Source organism: Paenibacillus sp. FSL L8-0470, from assembly GCF_038008625.1.
Classification (GTDB): Bacteria; Bacillota; Bacilli; order Paenibacillales; family Paenibacillaceae; genus Paenibacillus_AQ.
The window spans coordinates 3,432,732-3,455,612 of record NZ_JBBOZM010000001.1 but is presented as its reverse complement, the minus strand read 5'-3'; the positions used below and the strand labels follow the sequence as shown (position 1 = coordinate 3,455,612).

General features: G+C 49.2%; 21 protein-coding genes. 4 read left to right on the top strand and 17 right to left on the bottom strand.

The features are described from left to right. Positions 1 to 102: 102 nt before the first annotated feature. Entirely contained in the window at positions 103 to 1,008 is a 906-nt protein-coding gene (locus NST99_RS15745; RefSeq protein WP_341092927.1) for a LysR family transcriptional regulator, read from the top strand. Positions 1,009 to 1,021: 13 nt separating this feature from the next. Here NST99_RS15745 and NST99_RS15740 read toward each other — a convergent pair whose 3' ends face one another. The 4 genes from NST99_RS15740 to NST99_RS15725 form a co-directional block, all read right to left on the bottom strand. Beyond that, a complete protein-coding gene (locus NST99_RS15740; protein ID WP_341092925.1) occupies positions 1,022 to 1,699 on the bottom strand; it encodes an ABC transporter ATP-binding protein in 678 nt (225 codons plus the stop codon). Beyond that, the gene (locus NST99_RS15735; protein ID WP_341092924.1) at positions 1,696 to 2,793 is read right to left on the bottom strand and encodes an ABC transporter permease; all 1,098 of its coding nucleotides are present in this window, start codon (positions 2,791 to 2,793) and stop codon (positions 1,696 to 1,698) included. Before NST99_RS15735 ends, NST99_RS15740 begins: the two co-directional genes overlap by 4 nt. A gap of 90 nt (positions 2,794 to 2,883) precedes the next feature. Next, entirely contained in the window at positions 2,884 to 4,197 is a 1,314-nt protein-coding gene (locus NST99_RS15730; RefSeq protein ID WP_341092922.1) for a sensor histidine kinase, read from the bottom strand. Positions 4,198 to 4,256: 59 nt separating this feature from the next. Beyond that, positions 4,257 to 4,934, bottom strand: a complete 678-nt coding sequence (locus NST99_RS15725; RefSeq protein ID WP_341092920.1) for a response regulator transcription factor — start codon at positions 4,932 to 4,934, stop codon at positions 4,257 to 4,259. A gap of 202 nt (positions 4,935 to 5,136) precedes the next feature. On the opposite strand from NST99_RS15725, the gene NST99_RS15720 reads away from it, so the two are divergent. Beyond that, the gene (locus NST99_RS15720) at positions 5,137 to 5,568 is read left to right on the top strand and encodes a hypothetical protein (RefSeq protein WP_341092919.1); all 432 of its coding nucleotides are present in this window, start codon (positions 5,137 to 5,139) and stop codon (positions 5,566 to 5,568) included. 6 nt (positions 5,569 to 5,574) lie between these two features. Here NST99_RS15720 and NST99_RS15715 read toward each other — a convergent pair whose 3' ends face one another. The 8 genes from NST99_RS15715 to NST99_RS15680 all read right to left on the bottom strand — a co-directional run bounded on the left by NST99_RS15715 (position 5,575) and on the right by NST99_RS15680 (position 12,239). Beyond that, entirely contained in the window at positions 5,575 to 6,384 is an 810-nt protein-coding gene (locus NST99_RS15715) for an NAD(P)H-binding protein (RefSeq protein WP_341092918.1), read from the bottom strand. 135 nt (positions 6,385 to 6,519) lie between these two features. Then, complete coding sequence (locus NST99_RS15710) at positions 6,520 to 6,969, bottom strand: MarR family winged helix-turn-helix transcriptional regulator (protein WP_341092916.1); 450 nt, start codon at positions 6,967 to 6,969, stop codon at positions 6,520 to 6,522. Positions 6,970 to 7,053: 84 nt separating this feature from the next. Beyond that, entirely contained in the window at positions 7,054 to 7,290 is a 237-nt protein-coding gene (locus NST99_RS15705; RefSeq protein WP_341092915.1) for a DUF3977 family protein, read from the bottom strand. Between the two features lie 115 nt (positions 7,291 to 7,405). Continuing rightward, positions 7,406 to 8,599, bottom strand: a complete 1,194-nt coding sequence (locus NST99_RS15700; RefSeq protein ID WP_341092913.1) for a metallophosphoesterase — start codon at positions 8,597 to 8,599, stop codon at positions 7,406 to 7,408. A gap of 316 nt (positions 8,600 to 8,915) precedes the next feature. Continuing rightward, entirely contained in the window at positions 8,916 to 9,398 is a 483-nt protein-coding gene (locus NST99_RS15695; RefSeq protein WP_341092911.1) for an NADAR family protein, read from the bottom strand. Positions 9,399 to 9,415: 17 nt separating this feature from the next. Further along, positions 9,416 to 10,324 (bottom strand): NUDIX hydrolase, encoded by a 909-nt coding sequence (locus NST99_RS15690; RefSeq protein ID WP_341092910.1) that lies wholly within the window; start codon positions 10,322 to 10,324, stop codon positions 9,416 to 9,418. Positions 10,325 to 10,545: 221 nt separating this feature from the next. Continuing rightward, positions 10,546 to 11,409, bottom strand: coding sequence for a cation diffusion facilitator family transporter (locus NST99_RS15685; RefSeq protein ID WP_038591441.1), 864 nt, complete (start codon positions 11,407 to 11,409; stop codon positions 10,546 to 10,548). A 326-nt stretch (positions 11,410 to 11,735) separates the two neighbouring features. Continuing rightward, complete coding sequence (locus tag NST99_RS15680; protein WP_038591439.1) at positions 11,736 to 12,239, bottom strand: ferritin; 504 nt, start codon at positions 12,237 to 12,239, stop codon at positions 11,736 to 11,738. Between the two features lie 115 nt (positions 12,240 to 12,354). Here NST99_RS15680 and nagZ point away from each other — a divergent pair, with 115 nt between their 5' ends. Next, positions 12,355 to 13,686 (top strand): beta-N-acetylhexosaminidase, encoded by a 1,332-nt coding sequence (gene nagZ / locus NST99_RS15675; protein ID WP_341092908.1) that lies wholly within the window; start codon positions 12,355 to 12,357, stop codon positions 13,684 to 13,686. Positions 13,687 to 13,774: 88 nt separating this feature from the next. Here the strand turns inward: nagZ and NST99_RS15670 are convergent, their stop codons facing one another. The 5 genes from NST99_RS15670 to NST99_RS15650 all read right to left on the bottom strand — a co-directional run bounded on the left by NST99_RS15670 (position 13,775) and on the right by NST99_RS15650 (position 20,634). Further along, positions 13,775 to 14,875 (bottom strand): efflux RND transporter periplasmic adaptor subunit, encoded by a 1,101-nt coding sequence (locus tag NST99_RS15670; RefSeq protein ID WP_341092907.1) that lies wholly within the window; start codon positions 14,873 to 14,875, stop codon positions 13,775 to 13,777. A 29-nt stretch (positions 14,876 to 14,904) separates the two neighbouring features. Continuing rightward, positions 14,905 to 16,287 (bottom strand): ABC transporter permease, encoded by a 1,383-nt coding sequence (locus NST99_RS15665; protein ID WP_341092905.1) that lies wholly within the window; start codon positions 16,285 to 16,287, stop codon positions 14,905 to 14,907. After that, a complete protein-coding gene (locus NST99_RS15660) occupies positions 16,284 to 16,997 on the bottom strand; it encodes an ABC transporter ATP-binding protein (protein ID WP_341092903.1) in 714 nt (237 codons plus the stop codon). Before NST99_RS15660 ends, NST99_RS15665 begins: the two co-directional genes overlap by 4 nt. A 23-nt stretch (positions 16,998 to 17,020) precedes the next feature. Next, positions 17,021 to 19,615 carry a hypothetical protein gene (locus NST99_RS15655; RefSeq protein WP_341092901.1) on the bottom strand — a complete coding sequence of 865 codons (2,595 nt, stop codon included), beginning with the start codon at positions 19,613 to 19,615 and terminating at the stop codon, positions 17,021 to 17,023. A 185-nt stretch (positions 19,616 to 19,800) separates the two neighbouring features. Beyond that, positions 19,801 to 20,634, bottom strand: coding sequence for a helix-turn-helix transcriptional regulator (locus NST99_RS15650; RefSeq protein ID WP_341092900.1), 834 nt, complete (start codon positions 20,632 to 20,634; stop codon positions 19,801 to 19,803). Positions 20,635 to 20,781: 147 nt separating this feature from the next. On the opposite strand from NST99_RS15650, the gene NST99_RS15645 reads away from it, so the two are divergent. Next, positions 20,782 to 22,836: a beta-galactosidase gene (locus NST99_RS15645; RefSeq protein WP_341092899.1), complete on the top strand. Its 2,055-nt coding sequence runs from the start codon at positions 20,782 to 20,784 to the stop codon at positions 22,834 to 22,836. The last annotated feature ends 45 nt before the right edge of the window (positions 22,837 to 22,881 follow it).

Here is a 22,881-nt window from a genome sequence, read left to right as displayed (position 1 = left end):
TCTATCATTACAAAAACTTATGATTGATGATAATAAATATGTTAAAATGGATAACAAACGGCCATACGCAAAGAATTCCAAGGCTAATAATGAGGTATAATTATGATCGTAGATGCATTGCGTGTATTTGCAACCGTAGCTGAGCAGCGCCATTTCTCCCGTGCAGGGGAGCTGTTGAACCTCTCCCAGCCCGGTGTGAGTCTGCATATCCGCAACCTGGAAAATGAACTGGGAACCAAGCTGCTTCACCGTTCCCCGAAGGAAGTCCGGCTGACAGAAGCAGGAGCTATTCTCTATAAACATGTGAAGCAGATCCTCTCGCATTATGAAGAAGCAGGCAGGGAAATCCAACTGCTGCGCGATGAAGTCACGGGGAGTATTCATATCGGGGCCAGCTTTACGATTGGAGAGTACATCCTGCCTGGCAGAATTGCCGGGTTCGCCAATCAATACCCGCAGGTGAATCTGCAGGTCACGATTCACAATACCGAGGAGATTATTGCCGCCATTAAATCGAACATCCTTGATATCGGGTTCATTGAAGGCGAAACGTCGGACCATGAGCTGTCCGTGATTCCCTATATGAAGGATGAAATGATCATTGTAGCTCCATGTAGCCATCCCCTCTCGGCCGCAAATGCCGTAGATAAAGACATGCTCCAGAATCAGGTATGGGTGCTGCGGGAGCCTGGCTCCGGCACCCGTGCCTTCAGCGATCATTTTCTGCAGCATGCCCAAATCTCCCATAAGCGGTCTTATATATTCAACAGCAGCCAGGGGATTAAGGAAGCCGTTTCTGCTGGATTAGGAATCGCCATGCTCTCGAGATGGATTGTGCGCAAAGAGCTCGCCCGGGGCGAAATCAGCGAGCTGCGGATCAGGCATCAGCTGCTGGAGAGAAATTTCTCAATCATCAGCCGCAAAGAAAACGCTGCTACCATGGCCATAACCGTCTTTATCGAGAAGCTGCTTGCACCGGTTAATCCAGACCGTAAACCGCCAGTCTAATTCTCATAGAAACTTAAGACTCAACCAGTACTCCATCCTCCAGATGCAGCACGCGGTCACACCATTCCAGCATCCGTTCATCGTGGGTTACCATGACTGCCGCTTTCCCCTCACTCTTCACTTCATCAGCAATCATCCGCACCACTTCCTTGCCGCGCTCATAATCAAGGCTTGCAGTAGGCTCATCTGCGAACAGAATCGCCGGCTTGTTCATCCAGGCCCTGGCAATCGCCACCCGCTGCTTCTCTCCGCCGGACAGCTGCTCGGGATAGTGGTTGCGGCGCTCCCAAATGCCTAACCGTTTGAGTAAATACGCAGCCCGCACTTTGGCCTCTTTGGTGCTGAGCTTTGCCAACTTGGCTACATAGAGCAGCTGTTCCTCAACCTTTAAATAAGGCAACAGCTGTGCGCTTTGAAACATAAAGCCGATTTTTTGCAGCCGCAGCTCGGTTAGTTCGCTCTTGCCCTTATTGCCCAGGGGCTCCCCGTCGATAAGGATTTCCCCGCTTGTTGGTGTCAGCAATGCACCGGCCGCCGAGAGAAAGGTGCTTTTTCCGGAGCCCGAAGGACCCAGAACCGCTACAAATTCACCATCATTGACCGTCAGATCAAGATTCTTCAAGACCGACATCGTGCTGTCTCCGTCCCCATACGTTTTGGTCACTTGCTTCATGATTAATTTGGCACTCATGCTCCAGCCCTCCCTATCGCTTCCAATGCATCTACCTTAGCAACTCTTGCTACAGAAATAAGTGATCCCAGCAGAGACATGCCGATAAACAACACGCTGGTTAAAATAATCGTCGAGCTCTCCAACTGAAACGGCATCGAGTCCGGCAGCCCCTTATTTATACCAAAGGTCAGCAGCAGGCTTATTACCAGACTGGCCACGGACAGTATCATTACCTGCCCTACCACACTCCAGGCAAGATAGGACATTTTGGTGCCCATGGCCTTCAGGATACCGAACTGGCTAGTCTTCTGAATCGTGATCACATAGAAGAACACGGCAAGTACAACGCCTGCGATGACAAACAGGAATACAATCATCATCATGAGAGAATTCTGCTCTGCCGAATATCCGGGTACGCTAGAGATCGCCTGTTTTTGCGTGATGACCTCCACATTGTCCAGTTTGGCAGTAATTTCATCAGCTTGTGCAGAAGATGCGCTGAGTGCTACCACATTGTAAGGCATAGACTGTGAATCAGCCTTCTCCTGCCGTGCCCCTTGCTTCATTTCCTGCCAGTCCAGATTATTGATATAGACAACCGGGGTATGACTGTACGAACTATCGTCCACAATTCCGGATACTTTCCAGGACATCCCTGAAGCCTGATCAACGATGGTGCTTCCTAGGGTAATTCCCGACTGTGCAAGCTGGGAGTCCACAACTGCGCTGCCCCCGGCTTCATTCGATATCCCGGTTCCCTGCACCACCTTAGGAGCAAGCATACCATTCATATCTACGGCAAAAAAAGTAATGTCCGCCTTCGCTTCCCCATTGTCCGATGTAACCGTGCTCGTCTGGACCGCAAGCGGTGTTGCTTTATCTTCGCCCACAACTGAACGTGCCGCAATTAGCTCGGCATCACTTAATTGAGAACGTCTGAAGGCATGATCGGCGTCGCCCTGGACGACAAAATAGTTAGCCGGCATATTCTCCACTGCTGAAATATTGGCATAGGCAAGTCCTCTGGCCAGCCCGGTAACGAACAGGACAAGAAAGGAGACCAGCAGCATGATGACCATGATAAGGCTGTAACGTGCTTTGGAATGCCTCATTTCCCTTAAAGCTAAAAACATAAAACCACTCCCTCTGCTCTGTATAAACACAGTGTAGAGGATGAAAATGAACGGAGTATGAATAAACAATTACAGAAGCGGCAGTTTCACGGTGAAGGCAGTGCCTGTACCGACCGTGCTTGATGCTTCAATCGTGCCGCCGTGCGTTTCGATGATTTTCTTCGCGATAGACAGTCCAAGCCCGCTGCTGTTGCTGTCACGGGTACGCGCCTTGTCCACTTTGTAGAAACGGTCGAAGATCATCGGCAGCTCTGCGGCTGATATTCCTTCCCCGGTATCCGCCACTGTAACTTTACAGCTGCCCCCGGTGGCTTCCGCGGATAGGGTGATGGTTCCACCTGAGGGTGTATATTTGATCGCGTTGGACAGCAGGTTCATCCACACCTGATAGAGCAGATTCGTATCCCCCTGAAGTGTTATATCCTCCAAATGCAGACGAACCGCCAGCTCCTTCTCCGTAAGTCTCCACTCCATAATCTGCACGACCTGGCGCAGCTGCGCACGAAGATCGAAGCTCTTCTTCTGCAGTGCATTCTCGTCATAATCCAGAGAAGACAGGGTGAGCAGCTGTTTGCTGAGCATCGAGAGGCGGCGGCTCTCCCCGTCAATAATGGAGAGGTACTCCAGTCGCTGGTTCTCCGGCAATGCAGAATCTTTAAGCGCATGGGCAAAGCCCTGAATGGAGGTCAGCGGCGATTCGATCTCATGCGAGACATTGGCGACAAACTCCTGACGCGCCCGGTTCGTCCGCTCCAGCTCCTGGCTCATGATCATAAAATGGGAGGCCAGCTGGCCGATTTCATCCCGCCGCCGGGTATTGAGCCGGATGTCGTACCTCCCTTTGGAAATCCTTTTCGTTGCGGCAGTCAGCCTCGTAATCGGTTTAACCACATGCAGCACGGTAACGAGGACAAACCACAGGCTGAACAGAATACTAACCCCAAGCAACACGGCAAAAAAGATCCGCAGCTCCCCAAACTGCACCTCGGCATCCGGACGCATAAACAGGGCATAGGTCTGGCCGTTGATATGCACCGGCAATCCTATCGAGTTGCTGAGCTGATTATCAAAAAAACCGGTTACAAACGCCTGGCTCGGAAACTCCGCCACTCCATGGTAGACCTCTCCGGCAAGCACGTTTTGCAGCACATCCTCGCCTAGATCATTTTTGCGGAAAGGCAAGCCATAAAACCTCTCGTCGCCCTGACCATTGGACAAGTATAATTTATACCCCAGGGATGCCGTACTTAGCAGATATTCTCCGACCGCATCGGGATGGTCCTGGACAAACTGCTGCAAACCTATCGCCATTTTCGTGAGTTTGGCATCGTTCTGTGGTTTGATCTTGACCTGATAATAGAAGTTGGATGCGAAAAACCCCATAAAACTGCTTATCAATATAATTGAGCAAAACAGCACACTCATCCGTACATAAAGCGACTTCATGCGTTCACCATCTCCACTTTATAACCGATTCCGCGCACCGTGCGGATCACAAAATCCTCTTGATAGTCAGCAAACCGCTGGCGCAGACGTTTGATATGCACATCCACTGTCCGTTCGTCGCCCTCGTAATCCGCTCCCCATACCAGCTCAATCAGCTCGCTGCGCGAGAACAGACGCCCCGGATACTGCGCTAGCTGCGCCAGCAGCTCAAATTCCTTCACTGGCAGCAGCAGCACATCGTTCCCGCTACTGATTTCATAATTTTTGCGGTCGATCACGAGCGAGTTGAGGCGGATCTTGTCATCGGAGGCTATCGAATAGCGGCGGAACAGCGCTTTGATGCGGAATAGCAGCTCCTCTGGCTCAAACGGCTTGGTCACATAATCATCTGTCCCCCGCAAATAGCCCTGCTCCTTATCGCTGAGCTGCTGCCGCGCCGTCAGGAGAATAATCGGAATGTCGTACGTTTCGCGTATGTATTGGCACAGCTCCAGCCCGTCCATCTGCGGCATCATTACATCCACGACGGCAAGATCCACCGTGCTCTCCTTCATCAGCCCTACTGCTTCCCGGCCATCGCCTGCTTCAACGACCAGATACCCTTCCCGGGTCAATACATGCCGCAGCAGTGTACGGATATTTAGATCATCATCGGCAACCAATATTTTTTTCATCTGAACACCTCTCCCATATCCCTTCTTAGCTGTCACCATAGTAGCAACATTGCTCCGTTAAGACAACCGGGAGTCCGGCAAGCTGGCTTTCATTATGTTCTAAATTACTGAAAATCGTCACACCGCATGTTAATATTAAGGCACTATTAAAACTTTAGGGGCTACATGAATATTTAGCTTGATCATAAGAGGAGGGCTTTTCTTGCATCCAATAACAGCAATGGAAATCACAGCCTCAATTATTTTTGTCATTGTTATATTTGTTATAGCATTGCTTTTACCAGATAAGATTAGGAAGATCAGTTTAATTACTGCAGGTTCGATAACTGTACTATTGCTTGTGTTTTTTGCAGTTCGTCCCTATTGGCTTGATTATCAGGTATCAAAAAAAACAGAACAACTTAACCAATATTTAGAGGTGAAATACCCTAGTGAAGTGTGGGAAATTAGCCGGCAAGCAGGAAGACAATACAACCCTTATCACCTGGAGGTTCGCTTCAGCAACGAAAAAGACTGGATATATATCTATTCCGTAGTAGATGCAGACAATATCCACCAGAGTGTATGGGGAGTTCCAGGAGCCATGGCTCCCAGTGACGGGAAGCATTATGAGATATATCCATTGGAAAAATAATATAGACTAAACAAAAGGCACTAGACTGTCCTCCAGCGAAGTGATGCTCCGCCCCATTAATTGCTCCAGGTCATTCGAGGTCGAGACAGTATCAATCTTCTTCAGAAAAGAATAAATCCAGTGCTGAACGCTGGCATCCTCCCGATGTGTTACCGGCTTGCCTGCCAGCGATGTCAGCGTTGCTGCGAGATCATTGAAGCTCCACGTATGTGGTGCAGCCAGCTCATAAATCCGATTGCTGTGCCCGGAGCCGGCAAGAACAGCGGCTGTAGCCAGGGCCAAATCATCGCGTGAAACGGAGTTGAACCGAAAGTCCCCCGGATGTGTAATCAGCTCACCGCTGCGGATAGCTTCTTTTAAACCAAGCACATTCACGAAATCAATATATAATGCATTGCGGAGAAAGGTGTACTCTAGCCCGGAATCCAGAATCACCCGCTCTGTAAGCGTATGGACATTGCCGGAAGCAACATTACCCCGTTGCTGCGGGAAGGCAAAGCCGGTATAGAGGATATGCGAAACTCCTGCTTTGACTGCTGCTTCAATAACCCGTTTGTGCTGGGCAAGGCGAATGCCGTCATCCGTGTGTGAGCTTGAAATTAGCAGCAGTTGGGATATATCATGGAATGCAGCTTCCAGCCCTTCAGGGACATCATAATCGGCATAACGTATTTCTATTCCTTGACGTTGTATTTCTATAACTTTGTCCGGATGGCGGCCACCTGCAACAATCAGCTCCCGTGGCATTCGTTGCAGCAGATTTTCAATAATCAGGCGTCCTAATTGGCCAGTTGCTCCCGTTATCATAGTCTTCATCGGTTTGCACCCTCTCTATGGTTCATGGAATTTGGTTAAGCTATTAACTATATAAGCAAAAAAAGCTGTTACTTACTTCTCCTATCGGATTGAATGTTAAGATGAGAGTTTCACCGGTGCTTTATACCTCCAAATTTATATAGAGCGGTTCAGTTTGTGCAGCAATGACATCAACTCCAGCAGTTCCTCTTCATCCAGCCGCTTCATGACTTCGGCAACCGCCTGACGGTTCTCCGGAAGATGCTCCTTCAGCAGTGCACGTCCGCTACCTGTGATAGAAATGACCGATTTCCGGCCGTCCGTAGCATGGCTTGCCCGGCTGATCAATCCGTCCTTCTCCAGCGGCAAAAGCAGCAGGCTGATATTGGCTTTGGTCACGCCGATTTTCTCGGCAAGCACCGAAGGCAGTATAATTCCGCCATGCTTGGCGATTTCCACCAGAACACGGATACGCGCTCCGTTCAAACCCTGATTCTGCCAGTATTTCTCGGATACCGCTACGACATTTGAAGTTACTTCAACCAATGTGAAGAATGCCTCCGTATATAGCGGCTGCTCTATTACATATCTTTGTAGATCGTCCATAAATTCCGCTCAGCTCCATATAGTTAATAACTTAACTACTTCAATCTACGTGAATTTACCGCATCTGTCAATCCTATAACAGTTCTAATAGCTGCTGATTCCGATAACTATTTTGATTTTGCTTCTGCTCTTCCTTGCTTTTTTGCAGCCTTCTTTAAGATCGGCAACGAATACAGTCTTCCCTATCCATATCCTCAGGTACAGCGAATGGAAATGGATCGGCCGGATAATCCCCTGCTGCTCCGTCTCCGTTCCATCCTCAAATTCTGTTTCCGTTCTGACTATCCACCGGTTGCCGATTCCAAATTCTATGTATTTCAAGACTAACACTCCTTGGATATGATTAACCCCCGCAGCTAATCCATTGAAGCCACAGGGGTTATTCTATATATGTTGAGCTTTAGCTTTACCGTCCCGCATTAAAATCATGTACAGCTTAAATGAGCACTGTCTGTGAAGACAGCGGTTCCTCACTGTACTGTTTGCTGCCCTCCAGTAAAACTTCCAGCTTGATCAGCTCGGAGCGGCTGGCCAGACGGATCGGCGGCCCCCAGGTGCCATAGCCGGAGGAGACGATTACATGCATTTTCTCCTTAAGCAGATAGCCCCAATCCAGCTCAAAGAGGCGTTTGGTAATCCAGTGATTAGGCGCAATCTGTCCGCGGTGTGTATGTCCGGATAAGAGGATATCCACCCCTGCCTTTGCAGCAAGATCAAAACCGGTAGGCTGATGGTCCATCATGATTACAGGACGGGAGAGATCCAGACCTTCCAGCAACGAAGAGACACTAAGTCTGCCGCCAGCCTCCATAGCTTCCGCGGTTTTATCTTTCCGGCCGACAATATAGACGCCCGCAGTTTCCACGACTTCGTCCTGCAGAACTTTGATACCTATGCTATCCATCAGCTCAGTATACTCTTTGATCGAGCCGCCGTAATATTCATGATTTCCCAATACGGCATATACGCCATGACGGGCTTTAAGCAGCTTTAACTGTTCACTCATTCCATTGCGGATAAACGGCTCGATACTGTCATCCAGCACATCTCCAGCCAGCAGAATGATATCCGGCTTCATGTTGTTGATCTCGGAGACCATTTTGCGCAAATGACGGTTGCCTACAATATTCCCCAGATGCAAATCCGAAGCAACGGCTACCGTAAGGGGTGTACTTGTTCCAATGGATTTTTCAATTTTGATCGGATGAGTGCGTACAATAGTGCTCCAGGCATTCCGTGAACCCCAGATGAGGAAGATGGCCAGCAACAGAACCAGCGTCGCTCCTGCTTCATAAGTAAATGCCGAACGGTTAACCCCCATCAGTCCCAGCACCCAGTAGAGCAGATCTGTCAACGGCAGCACAATTACTGCAAACTCCATGCAGGCCAAATAATAGGACCCGATCACTTTGAAGAATCTGGCTGCCGGTTTCACAGCCTTTGGCCATGGCACCATTCCGATCATATAGGCAAAAGCAATAACCATAAACACCGTCCAGTAGGCACCTGCTGGAATACCCGGCAGCCAATTCTCCAGCAGAACCCAGAGATGAAGACCGATGTAGAAATTAACCAATCCCAATACTAGCAGCACTCCAGCTCCGGAAAACAGCATGCGCAGTATTTTCATTCAACCACTCCTTTAGCGTACAGCTCATATCTATACGTTCTAACTCAAATCATATCATAAAGTATTAGCCGAGTATAAACTGTGCCGGAGCATTGTAATAAATGAGAGGGTCTGCCTCCTGACATCAACTGCTCTCATTGCCAAAATGCCGCACAGAAGTTATTGCAATTTCTCAACATATGATCAATACTTATCTCAGCATTTACAGGTAAATTTGTTCCGAAATCATCAGGGCTCGGCTGGGGGTTAAATCCCAATCACCCGCTGTCCTGGATGGCAACTTTTGGTCTGCTTGTACTGGTAATCTATTTAACGATTACATAGTAGAACGGGTAAACTCCTCGCGAAGATTCGTCAGGATTTCCCCCAGCCAGTTGGTGCCGCGCCAGGTAGTTCTTCTTCGTATCCTCGGATCCTCTTCCGTTAAACCCACACCCCAGATCCGGTCCGTCGGACTGGCCTCTACCAGCGTGGTTCCTTTAGTATCCAGCAGCGCTTGCAGCAGGTCCTCGTTCTGAATAAACTTCTCCCAGTTTCCTTGATAGACAATCTCTTTGCAGTGTTGTTCCCAAATGGTTTTGTCGAAACCTCTCACCTGACGCCCCAATGCCTTCTGCTCTCGGGGAGTTGTGGCCCGCAAGATTCTCAATCCCAGCTCTTCATCCTTAAATAATTGTGCCTTACTGTACATCATGTACTGCTCAGTGCTATTAAAGTGAAGCTCTCCCACCGTGAAACGGCAGGGATACCATTGTGAGAATGGTGAGCCGCTGCGGTAAAAATAGGTGAATTTCTCCATCTTGCTCTCTCCTCATCTCATTGATTGGAACCCCGGTTCATGTTATATCGGTACAGCTTAGAGGGCCGGTGTCCGGCATCTCTGGTGAAATCCTCAGTTTCCATCACACGGTCAGCAATCTTCCGGCGGAAGGCGGCGGCCAGCAGCTCTTTGCCCAGAATGATCTCATAGACACGCTGAAGCTCCGACAAAGTGAACAGGGGCGGCATCAGATTAAAAATAATATCCGTATATTCAACCTTGCCGCGCAGGCGTTCGATCGCATATTGAACCATCATCAAATGGTCAAAAGCTAAGCCTTCACTCTCCACGATCTCACGTTGGATTTTGCTGACATGGCCTTGAACGGATTCGGTAATTTTGACCACTCCTGATAAAGTCGCCTTATCACTTTGCAGAGTGATCTTGATAAATTGGTCCAGCTCATATCCTTGTTCCAGCTCTCTCCGGCTGACTTGGAGGATCTCATGTGCTAGCTCGAACCAGGCAGCATCCGCCGCATCATCCCCCGCCTGCACATTCAGCGCAGTCCGATCAACCAAAGCCATATAGGAACAGCTGATGACCCGCATCCGCGGATCGCGCTGCACCTCGCCCCAGGTATACAGCTGTTCCATATAGATATTGTCTATATTCGTTTCTGTGAACAATTCCCGGCGTGCTGCTTCATCCAGGCTTTCATCTATACCGACAAAACCGCCAGGCAACGCCCATTTTCCCAAATAAGGATGTTCGCCCCGTTGAATCAGCAGCAGCTGCAGTGATTTCTCAGAAAGCTTCCGGTAATTATCCTGTTCCCGTTCCATCACGGTAAAAATCAGCATGTCGACCGTCACGGATGGACGTTCATACATTCCGGCATCATATGTTTTTAGGAATTGTTCCTCGGTTATACCGTTGCGGTCAGTGACCGGTTGTTTTGACATCGCCAAACTCCTTTGCAGCTGCGGATTTAATTATTATCTTTTTGTTAATATCATAATGTTATTATATACATATACAAGACGTATTAGTCAAGCATTAGAGAGTTGATGCAGAAAATTGCAATACGCTAGAATGAGGATCCTGCCCGTAGGCTATATTGCAAAAAAAGCCTGACTGCACAGGCTTTCGCCGGGCATATCAGACTTTGGTATCCATTCTATATTTACAGCGGCTCTATATGTACAAGCACATTGGAAACCTGGTGGCGGTCCTTCAATTGGTCTTCAATTTCTTCCGTAATATCATGACTCTGCACCACGTTCAGCTTCGAGTTCACCAACACTGTTGTATCCACCAGCACATTGTTGCCATGAATACGTGCTTTAATATCTTTTATAGACTCTACGCCATCGATTTGGGCAACGGTTTGCTTCATCAGCTCCAGTTCGCTTGCGTCAAAGCCGTCCGTTAAATCATGGCTAGCCTTGCGGAAAATATCCCAGGCTGTCTTGCAGATCAGAAGCCCGACAATCGTCGCAGTCAGCGGATCCAGCCAGGGAATTCCAAACTGAGAACCGATAATCCCTATAAAAGCGCCTATGCTTACGAGCGCATCCGAACGGTTATCCTGAGCTACCGCTTGCATGGCATTGCTTTTGAGTTCACGGGCAAGCTTGATATTGTACGCGTAAACGGCCAGCATCACCAACGCACAACCCGCAGCCGTCCAGGCAGCGATAAGATCTGGCGTTTCCAGCACCGGTTGGACAAATTTGTTAACACCCTGATACAGAACCTGCAACCCTACAGCAATCATAATGAATGAAGCAATCAATGCGGCTACCGTCTCCGCTCTGAAATGCCCGTAGCTGTGATTGGAATCAGGAGGTCTCCGGGAAATCTTAAGACCTGTCAGGATGGCGAGTGACGCAATGATGTCCGTACTATTGTTCAATCCGTCTGCAAGCAGAGCTTGGGAACCCGAGACACTTGCGATGAACAATTTGACGGCGGATAAAAGAATGTAGGCAAATAAACTGAGCCAGGCCCCTTTTTCACTTTGTTTAATGTCGCTGTAGTTTTCCAAAAAAAAGAACCTCCAAACAATAGTATTGTTCTATACTACACGCTGACATCCGGGTGGGTCTAGAGAAACAGTGTTGCCGGGCGGCGCATTAGTTAACCCTGCCAAATATAGTTGGGAAGCAGGAAGTGTTTTGCAATGCGCAACATTGTTTGCCCTAGTTCAACATCTGACAGTGATTGGTGTCGGGAAGCGGATTTATTCTCTTATACAGAAAGGCTTTGCGGGCTCTCACACCTCACAGGGTAAACACAAAAAAGGACCTGTCCTATAAGACAGATCCCTTTTCTGCTAAACTATGGTAGAGCTGCTACTCTTACAATAAGCATTTATTCTGCCGGCGGAGTAAATGAACGCGCCGCAAACTCGGCGTCCAGCATGTAGAAAGCGTTACTATCGGATTCAATCCGTTTTAGCTTGGCGATAATATTGCTGAACAACGCCTCTTCCTCCACCTGCTCATCAATGAACCACTTGAGGAAGTAGATGGTCGCGTGCTCACGTGCATCCAGTGCCAGGTCGGCCAGATGGTAGAATTTCCGTGTATTCTGCTGTTCATGGGCATAGGCATGCTCAAAGGCATCCAGCATGGATGTATATTCGTTCTTCGGCTCCGGTAAGGCAGCTAGCGTAGCGCGATAGTCGCGGTCATTAAGGAATTTGTAAATTTTCATGGCATGAAACCGCTCTTCTTCGGCCTGTACCAGAAAAAAGTTGGCGAAACCGTCCAGACTTTCACCTGAACAATAAGCAGCCATCGCCAGGTAAACGTGAGCAGAATAAAATTCAAAATTCATCTGCTCATTCAATGTATTCATTAATTCTTCCTTCATGGGTCCCTCACCTCGTCCTTTAGAGTAATTTGCTTGAAACAAGCTTTATGTAAATTCTCCTCCATCTTATCATCCATGCCAGTGAATCGGCAAACGAAAGGAAGATTAATTGCGAATGAAAATGATTTGGCTGAAATACCGGCACTTCACCCCGCGAGACTGGAGCAGACTCTTTCCTGTGACTGCCGTACTTACCGTCTTGCTTGCCATCAGCGGATGCGCAGGAAGCGCCAATATGCAGACAGGAAATATTTCTCCCACGGACTACATAACCGCAGCACCTTCCGCAACAGCGGCTGCAACAGCAACAGCAACAGCGACACCAATGCAATCAGCGGCCAGCGGCAGCGATACAATTGATGGCAAATTGGCAAATATGACACTGGAGGAGAAAATCGGGCAAATGCTCCTGGTCGGCATTGACGGCACCGAGCTAGATACCCAGGCAAAAAGGATGATTGCCGAAGACAAGGTCGGCGGAATTATCCTGTATAAAGACAACATCAGTAACCTGAAGGGCATGGTCAGCCTGATCAATGACCTGAAGAAGAGCAACGCGGAGAATCCGGTTCCGCTGTTCATGAGCGTAGATCAGGAGGGCGGCAAGGTCAGCCGCATGCCTGATGAATATGCCGCAATTCCGTCAAACGGGAGCGTTGGCGCAGCCAACAATTCCAGTGCTGCCGGAACGATGGGCAAGCTGCTCGCCAGAGAGCTGCTGTCAGCCGGGTTTAATATGGATTTTGCCCCTGTGCTGGATATAAACAGCAATCCCGATAATCCTGTAATCGGCGACCGTTCCTTCGGAAACACTGCGGACCTCGTCAGCAGATTAGGAATTGCTGAGATGAAAGGAATCGCCAGTGAAGGCGTTGTGCCGGTTGTTAAACATTTCCCCGGGCATGGCGACACATCCGTCGACTCCCATCTGGAACTGCCGGTCGTGAACAAAACTGCTGCGGAGCTGGCCAAACTGGAATGGCAGCCGTTCGAGGCAGCCATTCAGGAGAATGCGGATGCGGTAATGGTTGCGCACATTCTTTTTCCAGAGCTTGATGCTGATAAGCCTGCTTCTTTGTCCAGGGCCATTATCGGAGACTTGCTGCGTGAAGAGATGGGCTTTCAGGGAGTGGTTATTACCGATGACCTCACCATGGGCGCCATCACCGGGCACTACACGCTGGCTGCCGCAGCTGTCGATACCGTACAGGCGGGCAGTGATATCCTTCTTGTCGCCCATGAATACGGGAATGAGCAAGCGGTTCGGAAAGCGCTGCTGGACAGTGTTAAAAGCGGCATCCTCGAGGAGTCACGAATTGATGAGAGTGTCTACCGCATTCTTGCACTGAAGGATAAATACCGTCTGACCGACCAGCGGACAGCCGTACCCGATCTGATGAAGCTCAACCAGAATATCACAAGCTGGCGAAGTTCGCTTAACAAGTAACAAAAAGGCTGTTGAGACACTCTCAACAGCCTTCAACAAGCTAAACGGGCAGCCTGTTGTTATATCAACAGACTGCCCGTTATTTGTACTACTGAATAACTACTTTATCCCCGGGCTTTAGACCAGAAATAACTTCCGTCTTGTCCGTAGTTTCCAATCCGACCTTGATTTCCTGCCGTACATACTGTTCGTTTCCTTTATCCAGCATTACATATGCCAGATCTCCTTCATGCATAACAGCGATGCTGGAGACTACCGTGGCTTTCTCTTTACGCAACGTCTCAATTTCGCCGCTAAGGCTGAGGCCGCCGATTAAATGTTCATCCGGCTGGAGAGAAATAACCACCTCAAATTGCGGCAACTGGCTTGCTGCTGAGTTCTGCCCGCTGGTTGTAGTGGCGAATTTCGATACCTCTGTCACTTCACCTTTAAGCGTAAGATTCTTCATTGCAGTCATCTTGACTTTAACCTTCATGCCCTTCTTGATGCGGAAGATGTCCTGTTCCCCGACCTGTGCAATAAATTCAAGCTTGCTGAGATCAACAATCTTGCCGATGTACTGATTGTCCGTCACCATCTGCGGCCGTTCTTTACTGCTGTCATACAGGAAAATGCCAGTTGCAGGCGCATGATAGACCGCCGATTTGAGCTTATTCCTTTTGTCCGCCAGCTCCCGCTCTTGAATGCCTGCGTTGACCTTATTCAATTCCTCATTCATTCGGGCCGTTTCCTGGGCTGCCAGCGCTTTGAGCCGCTCTGCTTCAGTTCCGATTGGAGCTGCAGTTTCCGCGTCCTGTTGGCTGACGAATGAATTCAGTTCCCCCTCCAGCTGCGCTTTGCGAATGGCAGCCTCTGTGGTGGCAATTTCGTTTTGCAATGTGCTTTGGTCCAGAGTGAATAGCACATCTCCCTTTTTCACCTGGCCGGCGTTCTCCACCTTCCACGCTGTAACCTTTGAAGCGTAAGGAGCGTAGACCAGAGTCTCCTCTTGATACTGTGATTTCCCCTTCACCTGAACAGTACTCGTTATGGTCTCCTGAGTAACCGGAAAGCTGATCGCTTGCGTAGGCTCCATAACCATCTGAGGTTCTTCTTTTTTGATCACTTTGGTGAACAGTAAATATCCCCCTACACCCACGATGGCCGCAATAATGACCCATTTCAGAGTCTTTTTAATTATCCTCTTCATTGTTCGGCGTCCTTTCAATTTAAAAATAGCTAGTCCCGCTTAATAGCAGTAAGCGCATCTGTTCTTGAAGCGCTGATCGCCGGATAGATCCCCGACAGCACACCTGTCATAATAGCAAATACAAGTCCGATAGGAAGGTTCGTTTCCGGAATAATGAAATGTATACCATCACCAGCTGTACCCACAAGCCTGTTGAGACCGTATACGATCAAGTAAGAAAAGAGGACACCCAATAGTCCGCCCAAAAGCCCGAGCAGTGCAGCTTCCGTGATAAACATATTGCGGATCTGCCCCATATTCGCGCCCAGCACCTTCATAATCCCAATCTGCCGTCTACGCTGATGGGTGGACATGGTCATGGCAACAATAATGGAAATGGAAGCAATGACTAGAATAAAAACACCTATTCCAAGCGCTGCCATTTTGATTGTATCAAATTGCTCTTTAAGCTGATCCATCTGATATAGATTGTTGCTGGTGGTTAAAGACAGCTTCTGAATCATCTGTTCTACCTGCTTAATGTTGTCAACGTCGTCCACCTTAACCGTCACTGAGGTGTAATTACCTTCCTCAGGCACATTAATGACCGACATATTGTCAAAAGCAAGCTCTTTCCCGAGTTGAACCGCAGTATCCTGAGAGATATACATAATCTTGTCATAAGAAGCACGTTCATCACTAGTTCCCGTCGGTTTAGCCAGGATCCCCCCTACTTGCAGCGGTGAGCTGAGCTTGATGGCTCCTGAAGCGCTGCTATAGTCCTGCGCCTGTATCTGAAGCTGCTGCCTATACATTTCTGAAGGGAGCAGGCTCATACTGGTGTATTGAGCATTTAATTCCTGGTTAAAAGGATCTGCCGAAAGACGCTCATAGAGCTTCATACGGGTTTCATTGTCAATCAGGCCAAGTGTTGCCCCATAATTCAGCACAGTCATACCCGGGAGATTTGAGCCTCCTCCCTGTTTGAAGGTATGGCCGTACTTATTCAGCATCTCTAAGTCTGTTGCAATGACTCTGGCATCGCCTATTTTGTTGTCGACCGTGACAATCTGCATGTAGCCGACATCTTGAAACGGTGCGGCTGCGACTACATGATCCAGACCGCGGATAATCTCAAGCTTCTGCTCCGTCAGCTTACCTGGATTCAGGTTCTCGTTTGTTTCGGCAGGAGCCTTACTGCTGTCTCCGCCGCCATGCGAGGGGATACCGCCGCCTGGAGAGACCATAATTTCATCCATTTTAAAACTGCGATTGACCTCCTCGGTCATATAGTTCTGTGCGGATTGTCCAACACTAAGCGCAACAATGATTGCTGCACAACCGATGGAAAGTCCGGTCATACACAGCCCGGTAACCACCTTGCGCCGTTTGACCTGATCCCAGGCCATACGGGTTATATCTCTGATCTTCACTGCGTCTCCTCCTCTTGAGGTTCCGCTTCTGCTGCCTTTTGCTCTTCGGTAATTAAATAACCGTCCCGCAGGGAAAAGATGCGCTGCATTTGCTCTGCTACCTCATGTTCATGCGTGACAACAATAAAAGTAGTGTTCATCGTCCGGTTGAGCTTGAGCAGGATGTCGATGATTTCTTCCTCAGTCTTGGAGTCCAGATTCCCTGTCGGCTCATCCGCGAAGATAACCGATGGCTCCGTAATCAGCGAGCGGGCAATACTTACCCGCTGCTGCTGGCCACCGGACAGCTGGGAAGGAAATAAATCAGCTTTGTCCGGTATGCCGACCTGCTCCAGCAGCGCAAGCGCCTTTTGCTTACGGATTGATGGCGAGACGGACTGGAACACAAGCGGCAACTCCACATTCTCGCGCACGGTAAGACTGGTAATGAGCTCATAGGCTTGAAAGATAAATCCGATATGCTTGCGGCGAAACACGGAAAGCTTGTTTTCTCCCATCTTAACAATATCATGATCCGCAATGAAGATATGGCCTTCAGTCGGTTTCATAAGACCGGCCATCAGGTTCAGCATTGTAGATTTCCCGGAACCGGAACTGCCCAGCAGGGCAACCATTTCACCCTGCTTTACATTGAAGCTGATATCGTGAAGCACGGCGGTCCATTCGTTGCCGGTCTTAAAAGAGTGCTTGATATTTTCTACTCGCAACATAGAAGCTGCTCCTTCTTCCATTGTCATTTAGCGTTGGTATCTTTCTCAGTTATCAGCTGGCGGTCGATGAACAGGTTGAACACCTGGCCCCCAAGCTCCTGCCGCTCGCCTTGGAATTCATCAAATAAAGTTAATTTGTAAGTGCCGCCCTTGAGCTTCATGTACAGACTTTTGCTGAAGGACATCGAGAAGGTATTGCTCTTTCCTTCTGTCAGATCTGTACCTATAGTCAGCACTTTATCCTGTGTTACGCCAAAGGGATCCGTCATTCTAAGCACAAGCTTATGTCCTAAATCGCCACTGTCGATGCTGTTATCCCGGGTTAGATCATAGGTCATTGTGATGTTGATGGTGTCGTTTAGTTCCAAAAGTCTGCCTTCTGAGTTGATGACCGATAAATTATAGGGGAAGAAAGTGATCTTCGTTAAATTGCTTGCCGGCGCAGTGGTTTTAGGTGTGAGCAGCAGGGCGCTTGCATTAATAAAGCCGGTAGCCTCTTGTCCGCTCTCACTTAATTTGTTTCCTGTCACCCCGGAGCCTAATACCAGTGAGATGTCCTCGGCACTTACCGCCTTCGGCAGCTTCGCCCAGAATGAAACCAGCTGCATACCCCCAGGTGTTGCAGCATTGTCGGGTTGATTAGGTTTCGCATCAAAGAACTGCCCGTCCTTCGTTCTGTAATACGCCTGCAGACGGGCCATCTTGCTTTGTCTTTTCTCCTGGCTGCTTATGAGCAGTTCCGTGTACACAATTTTGGAGTTGGTCCCCTCGTAAACCGTCGTACGGCTCTCCTGAACATTGGCATTTTTACCTTTGCCGCTGATTTTGTAGGTGCCTCCGCGGTCAATATTATCTATTGCATTCAGTGAATTACTCATGCTGAGGTCCAGGAACGGCACCTTCTCGGTATTGACGGTACTGAATAAATTGATTCGTACATTTTCGAATTCCTCTGTATACGGAACCTTGGACAAGACTACAATCTCAGCGGACTTGCCCGGAGCCAGTGTTGCCGCCTCTTTATCGATCAGCAGATCCGTGGTCGCCGCTAAATCGTTAGTACCCAGCTTAATCGCTCCCGTAAGTTCGGGAAGCGTAAGGGTTACGGACTGGGTGTTGGTGATGTTCAGCTTGGCCATGACGATATCATCATCCTTCCAAGGATAACGTTGTAAAGACGTCAGGTTGTAAGAGAAGGAGCCAAATTGATTCGTGCGATTATAGACCTCCCCCTTTTGTACATCAGCACGAAGCGCATAAGGAATGGTAAAGTAGGCTACCGGAAAAATTAGTTTGGGAGACGCCGCCGCTACCGTCCCAGGTGTACCAGCGGGTTCGCCAGTGGTTGGGCCGGTGGTTGGGCCGGCCGTTTCTGTGGCACTGACAGCTTCAATCATCTGCAGCTGCAGCCCGGCTTGTTCGACCTCAAGGGGGACCTGCACCGTAAGCGGAACAACCTTTGTTTCCAACGGTTTTAGCGTGAGCCCGCTGAGTGCCTTGGCGTTCACCGGAAATGCTGTACCTTTGGTCGACTTCACGGCAAGCTCGTAACTCGGCAGGGTCACCGCCTTGTTGCCGGCGTTCTTCAGACGTAACTGAAAGGACCATACTCCGTGGGCGTCTTCTGAATAAACCGAAGCATTCACCAGCTGCATTTCCACGGTATTGCTGTTAATACCGACTTTTTTGACAGCACTTGGATTCACAACAAAATTAGGAGTAGACGCAACTGGAAGCTTGAAAGACATTTTGGGAAGCTCAAGCTTCAGGGTCTCATCCTTTTGTGTAAACTGCAGCTTCATGTTGTTGGTATTCAGGGCTGCGGGAATTTCCGCCAAATAGTAAATGCTCTTTTTCTCCTGCGGCTGAATCTTGTAACCTGCCTGTGCGCTGTTCACTGTCAGCTCGAAAGAGGTGCCGCTTGCCGTTTGGAGATATGGCGTGTATCCGGCTTCATTCAGAACCTTACTGCCCTTATTGGTAATGCTCAGTCCTACCTTGGCGTACACTTTTCCGCTAAATTTATAGAGCTGCAGGGAATCCGCACTTGCTGTAACTGGAATGTCATTCATAGTGGTGCTCAGGATCTTGCCGCGTTCAGCGGCTGTGGAATAGCCCGCCGGAATCGCCAGAGAACCCGCATTCTTTAGATACCCCTTGGCTTTGGCGTCCCATACGTACATGGCAATCTTCATTCCCTGCAGCGAAGTCGTTTGACCGACATTGACATAGTAGGTCACGCGCAGGCTGTCCTTGGCTCCGACCTTTTTCTTAAGCGCATCAGCAGTTACTGGATTAGCGGGAATGGCTGAACCTCCCGGAGTGACTACACGCGGAAAATAATGCGTCATATTGGCACTAGAACTGCCGTTGTTAGAGAGCTTAAGCGTATAGGCCAGAATATTGCCACCGGTTTGCGGCCAAATATTAACATCCTCCAATGCGGCAGTGACTCCTTGGCCTAATTGAATCGGATTGACTTTGACGGTTGCTGTTGTTGCTGCTGCTGGTGTTGTGCCTGCTGCTTCCGAAGAAGGAGCCGCTATCCCTCCGGCCACTTGACCGAGAACGATGGTGCTTAAGAGCAGAGCAACGTATGTATTTTTATGCTTTCTCACTTTCTTTCCCCTCCCAAGTCTATTAACTAGAATTATTATAGTTGTTGGCTGGAAGGTAAATGTAACCAAGTTGTAACTCTATGATGCGAATTTGTAACCTTTTTGTGCCAATGTTGCAAAAAAACAGCGCAACATGCGCTGTTTTCAGAACGGTGACCGTTAATATACCCTAATCGTTTGCGTCACTAAGAGCCGAAAGTCCGGCGGTACTGGCTCGGAGGCATACCTTCTGCCAGCTTGAACATTTTGATGAAGTAGCTGGATTGATGAAATCCGGTCTGATCTGCAATCTGCGCAACAGACAAATCGGAAGACACCAGCAGAAGCTTAGCCCTGGCCAGACGGCAGTCACTCAAATAACGGTTCGGTGTCTTACCCATGATGGACCGGAAGAGCCGCAAAAAGTGATAGCTGCTGTAACCCGCAAGCCTAGACATGCTCTCCAGTGTCCAGGGACGCTGGCAATCCTTATGAATCATGTCGGCTGTACGCCTAATGGAATGTCGGATCTCCAGGGGCACCGATCCATGAAGCGGCTCGGAATTTTGCAACAGTGTAACCAGAATTTCATAAAGTAAAGCCGAGAAACGAGGTTCACTCCGGGTTTCATGGACTGCGCTAAGCTCGAACAGCTCATCAAAAATAGACTCCAGCCCGGCATCTGGATCGAATGTAAAGAAATAACCCCGCGACTGATCTGCTTCCTCCAGTAGCGGCAAGGAAATGGCTGTATTGAAGTGAACCCAGCGCACTTCCCAGGGTCTGCGGGGATCAGAGCCATATTGCTGATATGCCCCTCTAGGGAACAGAAAGCCGCTTCCCCTTCCCATGGGAATCCGTTCTCCCTCCTGAAAAACATAACCCGTCCCTTCAAATACCAGATGGAGATTGTAGCTGTTCAGTACTCCCTCGCTTCTCCGTTCCGCATGCTGCGGAAAATGATTGTAATGCCCGAGAAATTCCGGATAGCATACATAGTGGGCGTAAGCCGGGGCGGGCAAGACCCATTGCTTTTTCATTTCGTCCCCCCTCTATTCTATACTTGGAAAGCAAACACGCAATATAGTCATATAATAGCAATATTATGTTATATCAGTTTTCATGTACCTGATAATACAATGGATTTGTAGAATATTCAAAGCATAATTTTACACTTGGAGGAACCTATGAAGAAACCAGTAGCAGCAGATCGGTTCGAGCTGGGCGTATGTTATTACCCCGAGCATTGGCCGGAAGAGATGTGGGAAGATGATTACCGCCGGATGGTGGAAACAGGCTTCACGATTGTCCGTATGGGTGAATTCGCCTGGTCCATTTTTGAACCGGAAGAAGGCGTGTATCAGTTTGAACTGTTCGACCGCGCCATTGATCTGGCTTACCGCCATGGACTCAAGGTGGTATTGGGTACACCGACGGCTACGCCTCCTGCCTGGCTTACCGAACGATACCCGGAAGTACTTAATGTGACTTATGAAGGTGTTACGCTCCAGCATGGCATGCGCCGGCATTACAATTACAGCAGCCCCAAATACCGCGAGTTATGCGCCCGGATTGTAGCTCAGCTTGCAGCACATTATGGCAATCACCCTGGAGTAACCGGCTGGCAGATCGACAACGAGCTGAACTGCGAGATCAGTGAATTCTATTCCGAAAGTGATCACAAGTCTTTCCGGAAGTGGCTGCAAGATAAATATGGCTCCTTGGAAAAACTGAATGAGGCATGGGGTTCAGTCTTCTGGAATCAGAGCTACACTAACTGGTCTCAGGTCTTTTTACCACGCCCTACCCCGGTCCCAAGACAGCCTAATCCGCATCAGGCGCTGGACGAGAAGCGGTTTATCTCTGATAATACGATTTCGTTTGCCAAGAATCAGGCCGACATTATCCGTGCAGCTGCGCCGGATCAATGGGTTACGACGAACGGGTTATTCGGCCATTTGGACAGTCATCAAATGAGTAATGAGCTGCTGGACTTTTTTAGCTATGATTCATACCCTCAGTTCTCCAGCATTCATACTGATCCTGCTGAACGAAATCCTCTGGGTGACCGGAGCTGGAGCCTGTCCCTCAGTGTTGTGCGTTCCATCAGCCCCAACTTCTGCATCATGGAACAACAATCCGGTCCAGGCGGCTGGGTGAACCGCATGGACATGCCCTCACCTAAACCGGGGCAGATGCGGCTTTGGACATACCAATCCATCGCCCATGGCGCAGATATGGTGCTGTACTTCCGCTGGAGAACGGCAACCATGGGCAATGAGATCTATTGGCATGGCCTCAATGATTACCATAATCAGCCCAACCGGAGAGTCCGGGAAGCGGCGCGCATCGGCCAGGAGCTGGCGGCATCCGGCAAAGAGATCATCGGGACACATGCTGAGGCCACAGTAGCCATTCTGCGGGATTATGACAATGAATGGGACGGTGAATATGATGTCTGGCACGGTCCTTTCATGTGGCAGAGCAACAAGGAATGGTTCAAAGCTCTGCAGCGGCAGCATATTCCCAGTGATATAATCTACTTGGGCCGCACTACAACCGTAGAGGAACTAGCCCGTTATCAAGTGCTGGTCTACCCGCATCCGGCCATCATGACAGATGAAACAGCGGCATTGTTGGATGAATATGTGCAGCAAGGCGGGAAACTGATCTTCGGTTGCCGGACCGGATACAAGGATAAGCGCGGACATTGCTATATGCGGCCTTTTCCCGGGGCGGCAAGACAGCTCTGCGGGGTAACAGTGGAAGAATTCACTGTTGTTAAAGGTACACGGCGTCCCACCTTTATCAGTTGGACTGAAGAACCTGAAGCACTGACGGGAGCCGACGCTTTTAACGATATCCTTCACGTGGAAGAAGACAGCGTGGAAGTCATGGCGACGTACGCTTCCGATTATTATAAAGGAAAACCGGCCGTTACCCGAAATCTCCGCGGTAAAGGTGAGGTGTGGTATTACGGAGCTGTATTCAATGAAGAAGCTGCGACAAGAATCATTGGTGCTCTAAATCTACGTTCACCGGCTGAACATTGGCTGGAGCTGCCAAGTGAGGTCGAGCTGCAAATCCGTCAAGGCGAATCCGCCAGCCTCACCTTCCTGCTGAACTACAGCGAAGAGCCTGCAGTGATCTCACTCAAAGAACAGAGAACAGATTTACTAACAGGAGAAAACATTTCGGGAACCTACAGTATGGAAGGGTTCGGTGTGCTGGTGCTCAAATAAGAGGATTAATTCAAGTAGAAAGTCCCGCTGCAGATAGTTTTGCAG

Coding starts and splice junctions, on each gene's coding strand:
- NST99_RS15690 (WP_341092910.1), bottom strand. CDS start 10,324: ATGTCAAAACAACCGGTCACTGACCGCAACGGTATAACCGAGGAACAA.
- NST99_RS15700 (WP_341092913.1), bottom strand. CDS start 8,599: ATGAAAATACTGCGCATGCTGTTTTCCGGAGCTGGAGTGCTGCTAGTA.
- NST99_RS15645 (WP_341092899.1), top strand. CDS start 20,782: ATGAAGAAACCAGTAGCAGCAGATCGGTTCGAGCTGGGCGTATGTTAT.
- NST99_RS15730 (WP_341092922.1), bottom strand. CDS start 4,197: ATGGGGTTTTTCGCATCCAACTTCTATTATCAGGTCAAGATCAAACCA.
- NST99_RS15695 (WP_341092911.1), bottom strand. CDS start 9,398: ATGGAGAAATTCACCTATTTTTACCGCAGCGGCTCACCATTCTCACAA.
- NST99_RS15745 (WP_341092927.1), top strand. CDS start 103: ATGATCGTAGATGCATTGCGTGTATTTGCAACCGTAGCTGAGCAGCGC.
- NST99_RS15735 (WP_341092924.1), bottom strand. CDS start 2,793: ATGAGGCATTCCAAAGCACGTTACAGCCTTATCATGGTCATCATGCTG.
- NST99_RS15740 (WP_341092925.1), bottom strand. CDS start 1,699: ATGAGTGCCAAATTAATCATGAAGCAAGTGACCAAAACGTATGGGGAC.
- NST99_RS15725 (WP_341092920.1), bottom strand. CDS start 4,934: ATGAAAAAAATATTGGTTGCCGATGATGATCTAAATATCCGTACACTG.
- NST99_RS15670 (WP_341092907.1), bottom strand. CDS start 14,875: ATGAAGAGGATAATTAAAAAGACTCTGAAATGGGTCATTATTGCGGCC.
- NST99_RS15710 (WP_341092916.1), bottom strand. CDS start 6,969: ATGGACGATCTACAAAGATATGTAATAGAGCAGCCGCTATATACGGAG.
- NST99_RS15680 (WP_038591439.1), bottom strand. CDS start 12,239: ATGAAGGAAGAATTAATGAATACATTGAATGAGCAGATGAATTTTGAA.
- NST99_RS15660 (WP_341092903.1), bottom strand. CDS start 16,997: ATGTTGCGAGTAGAAAATATCAAGCACTCTTTTAAGACCGGCAACGAA.
- NST99_RS15650 (WP_341092900.1), bottom strand. CDS start 20,634: ATGAAAAAGCAATGGGTCTTGCCCGCCCCGGCTTACGCCCACTATGTA.
- nagZ (WP_341092908.1), top strand. CDS start 12,355: ATGAAAATGATTTGGCTGAAATACCGGCACTTCACCCCGCGAGACTGG.
- NST99_RS15715 (WP_341092918.1), bottom strand. CDS start 6,384: ATGAAGACTATGATAACGGGAGCAACTGGCCAATTAGGACGCCTGATT.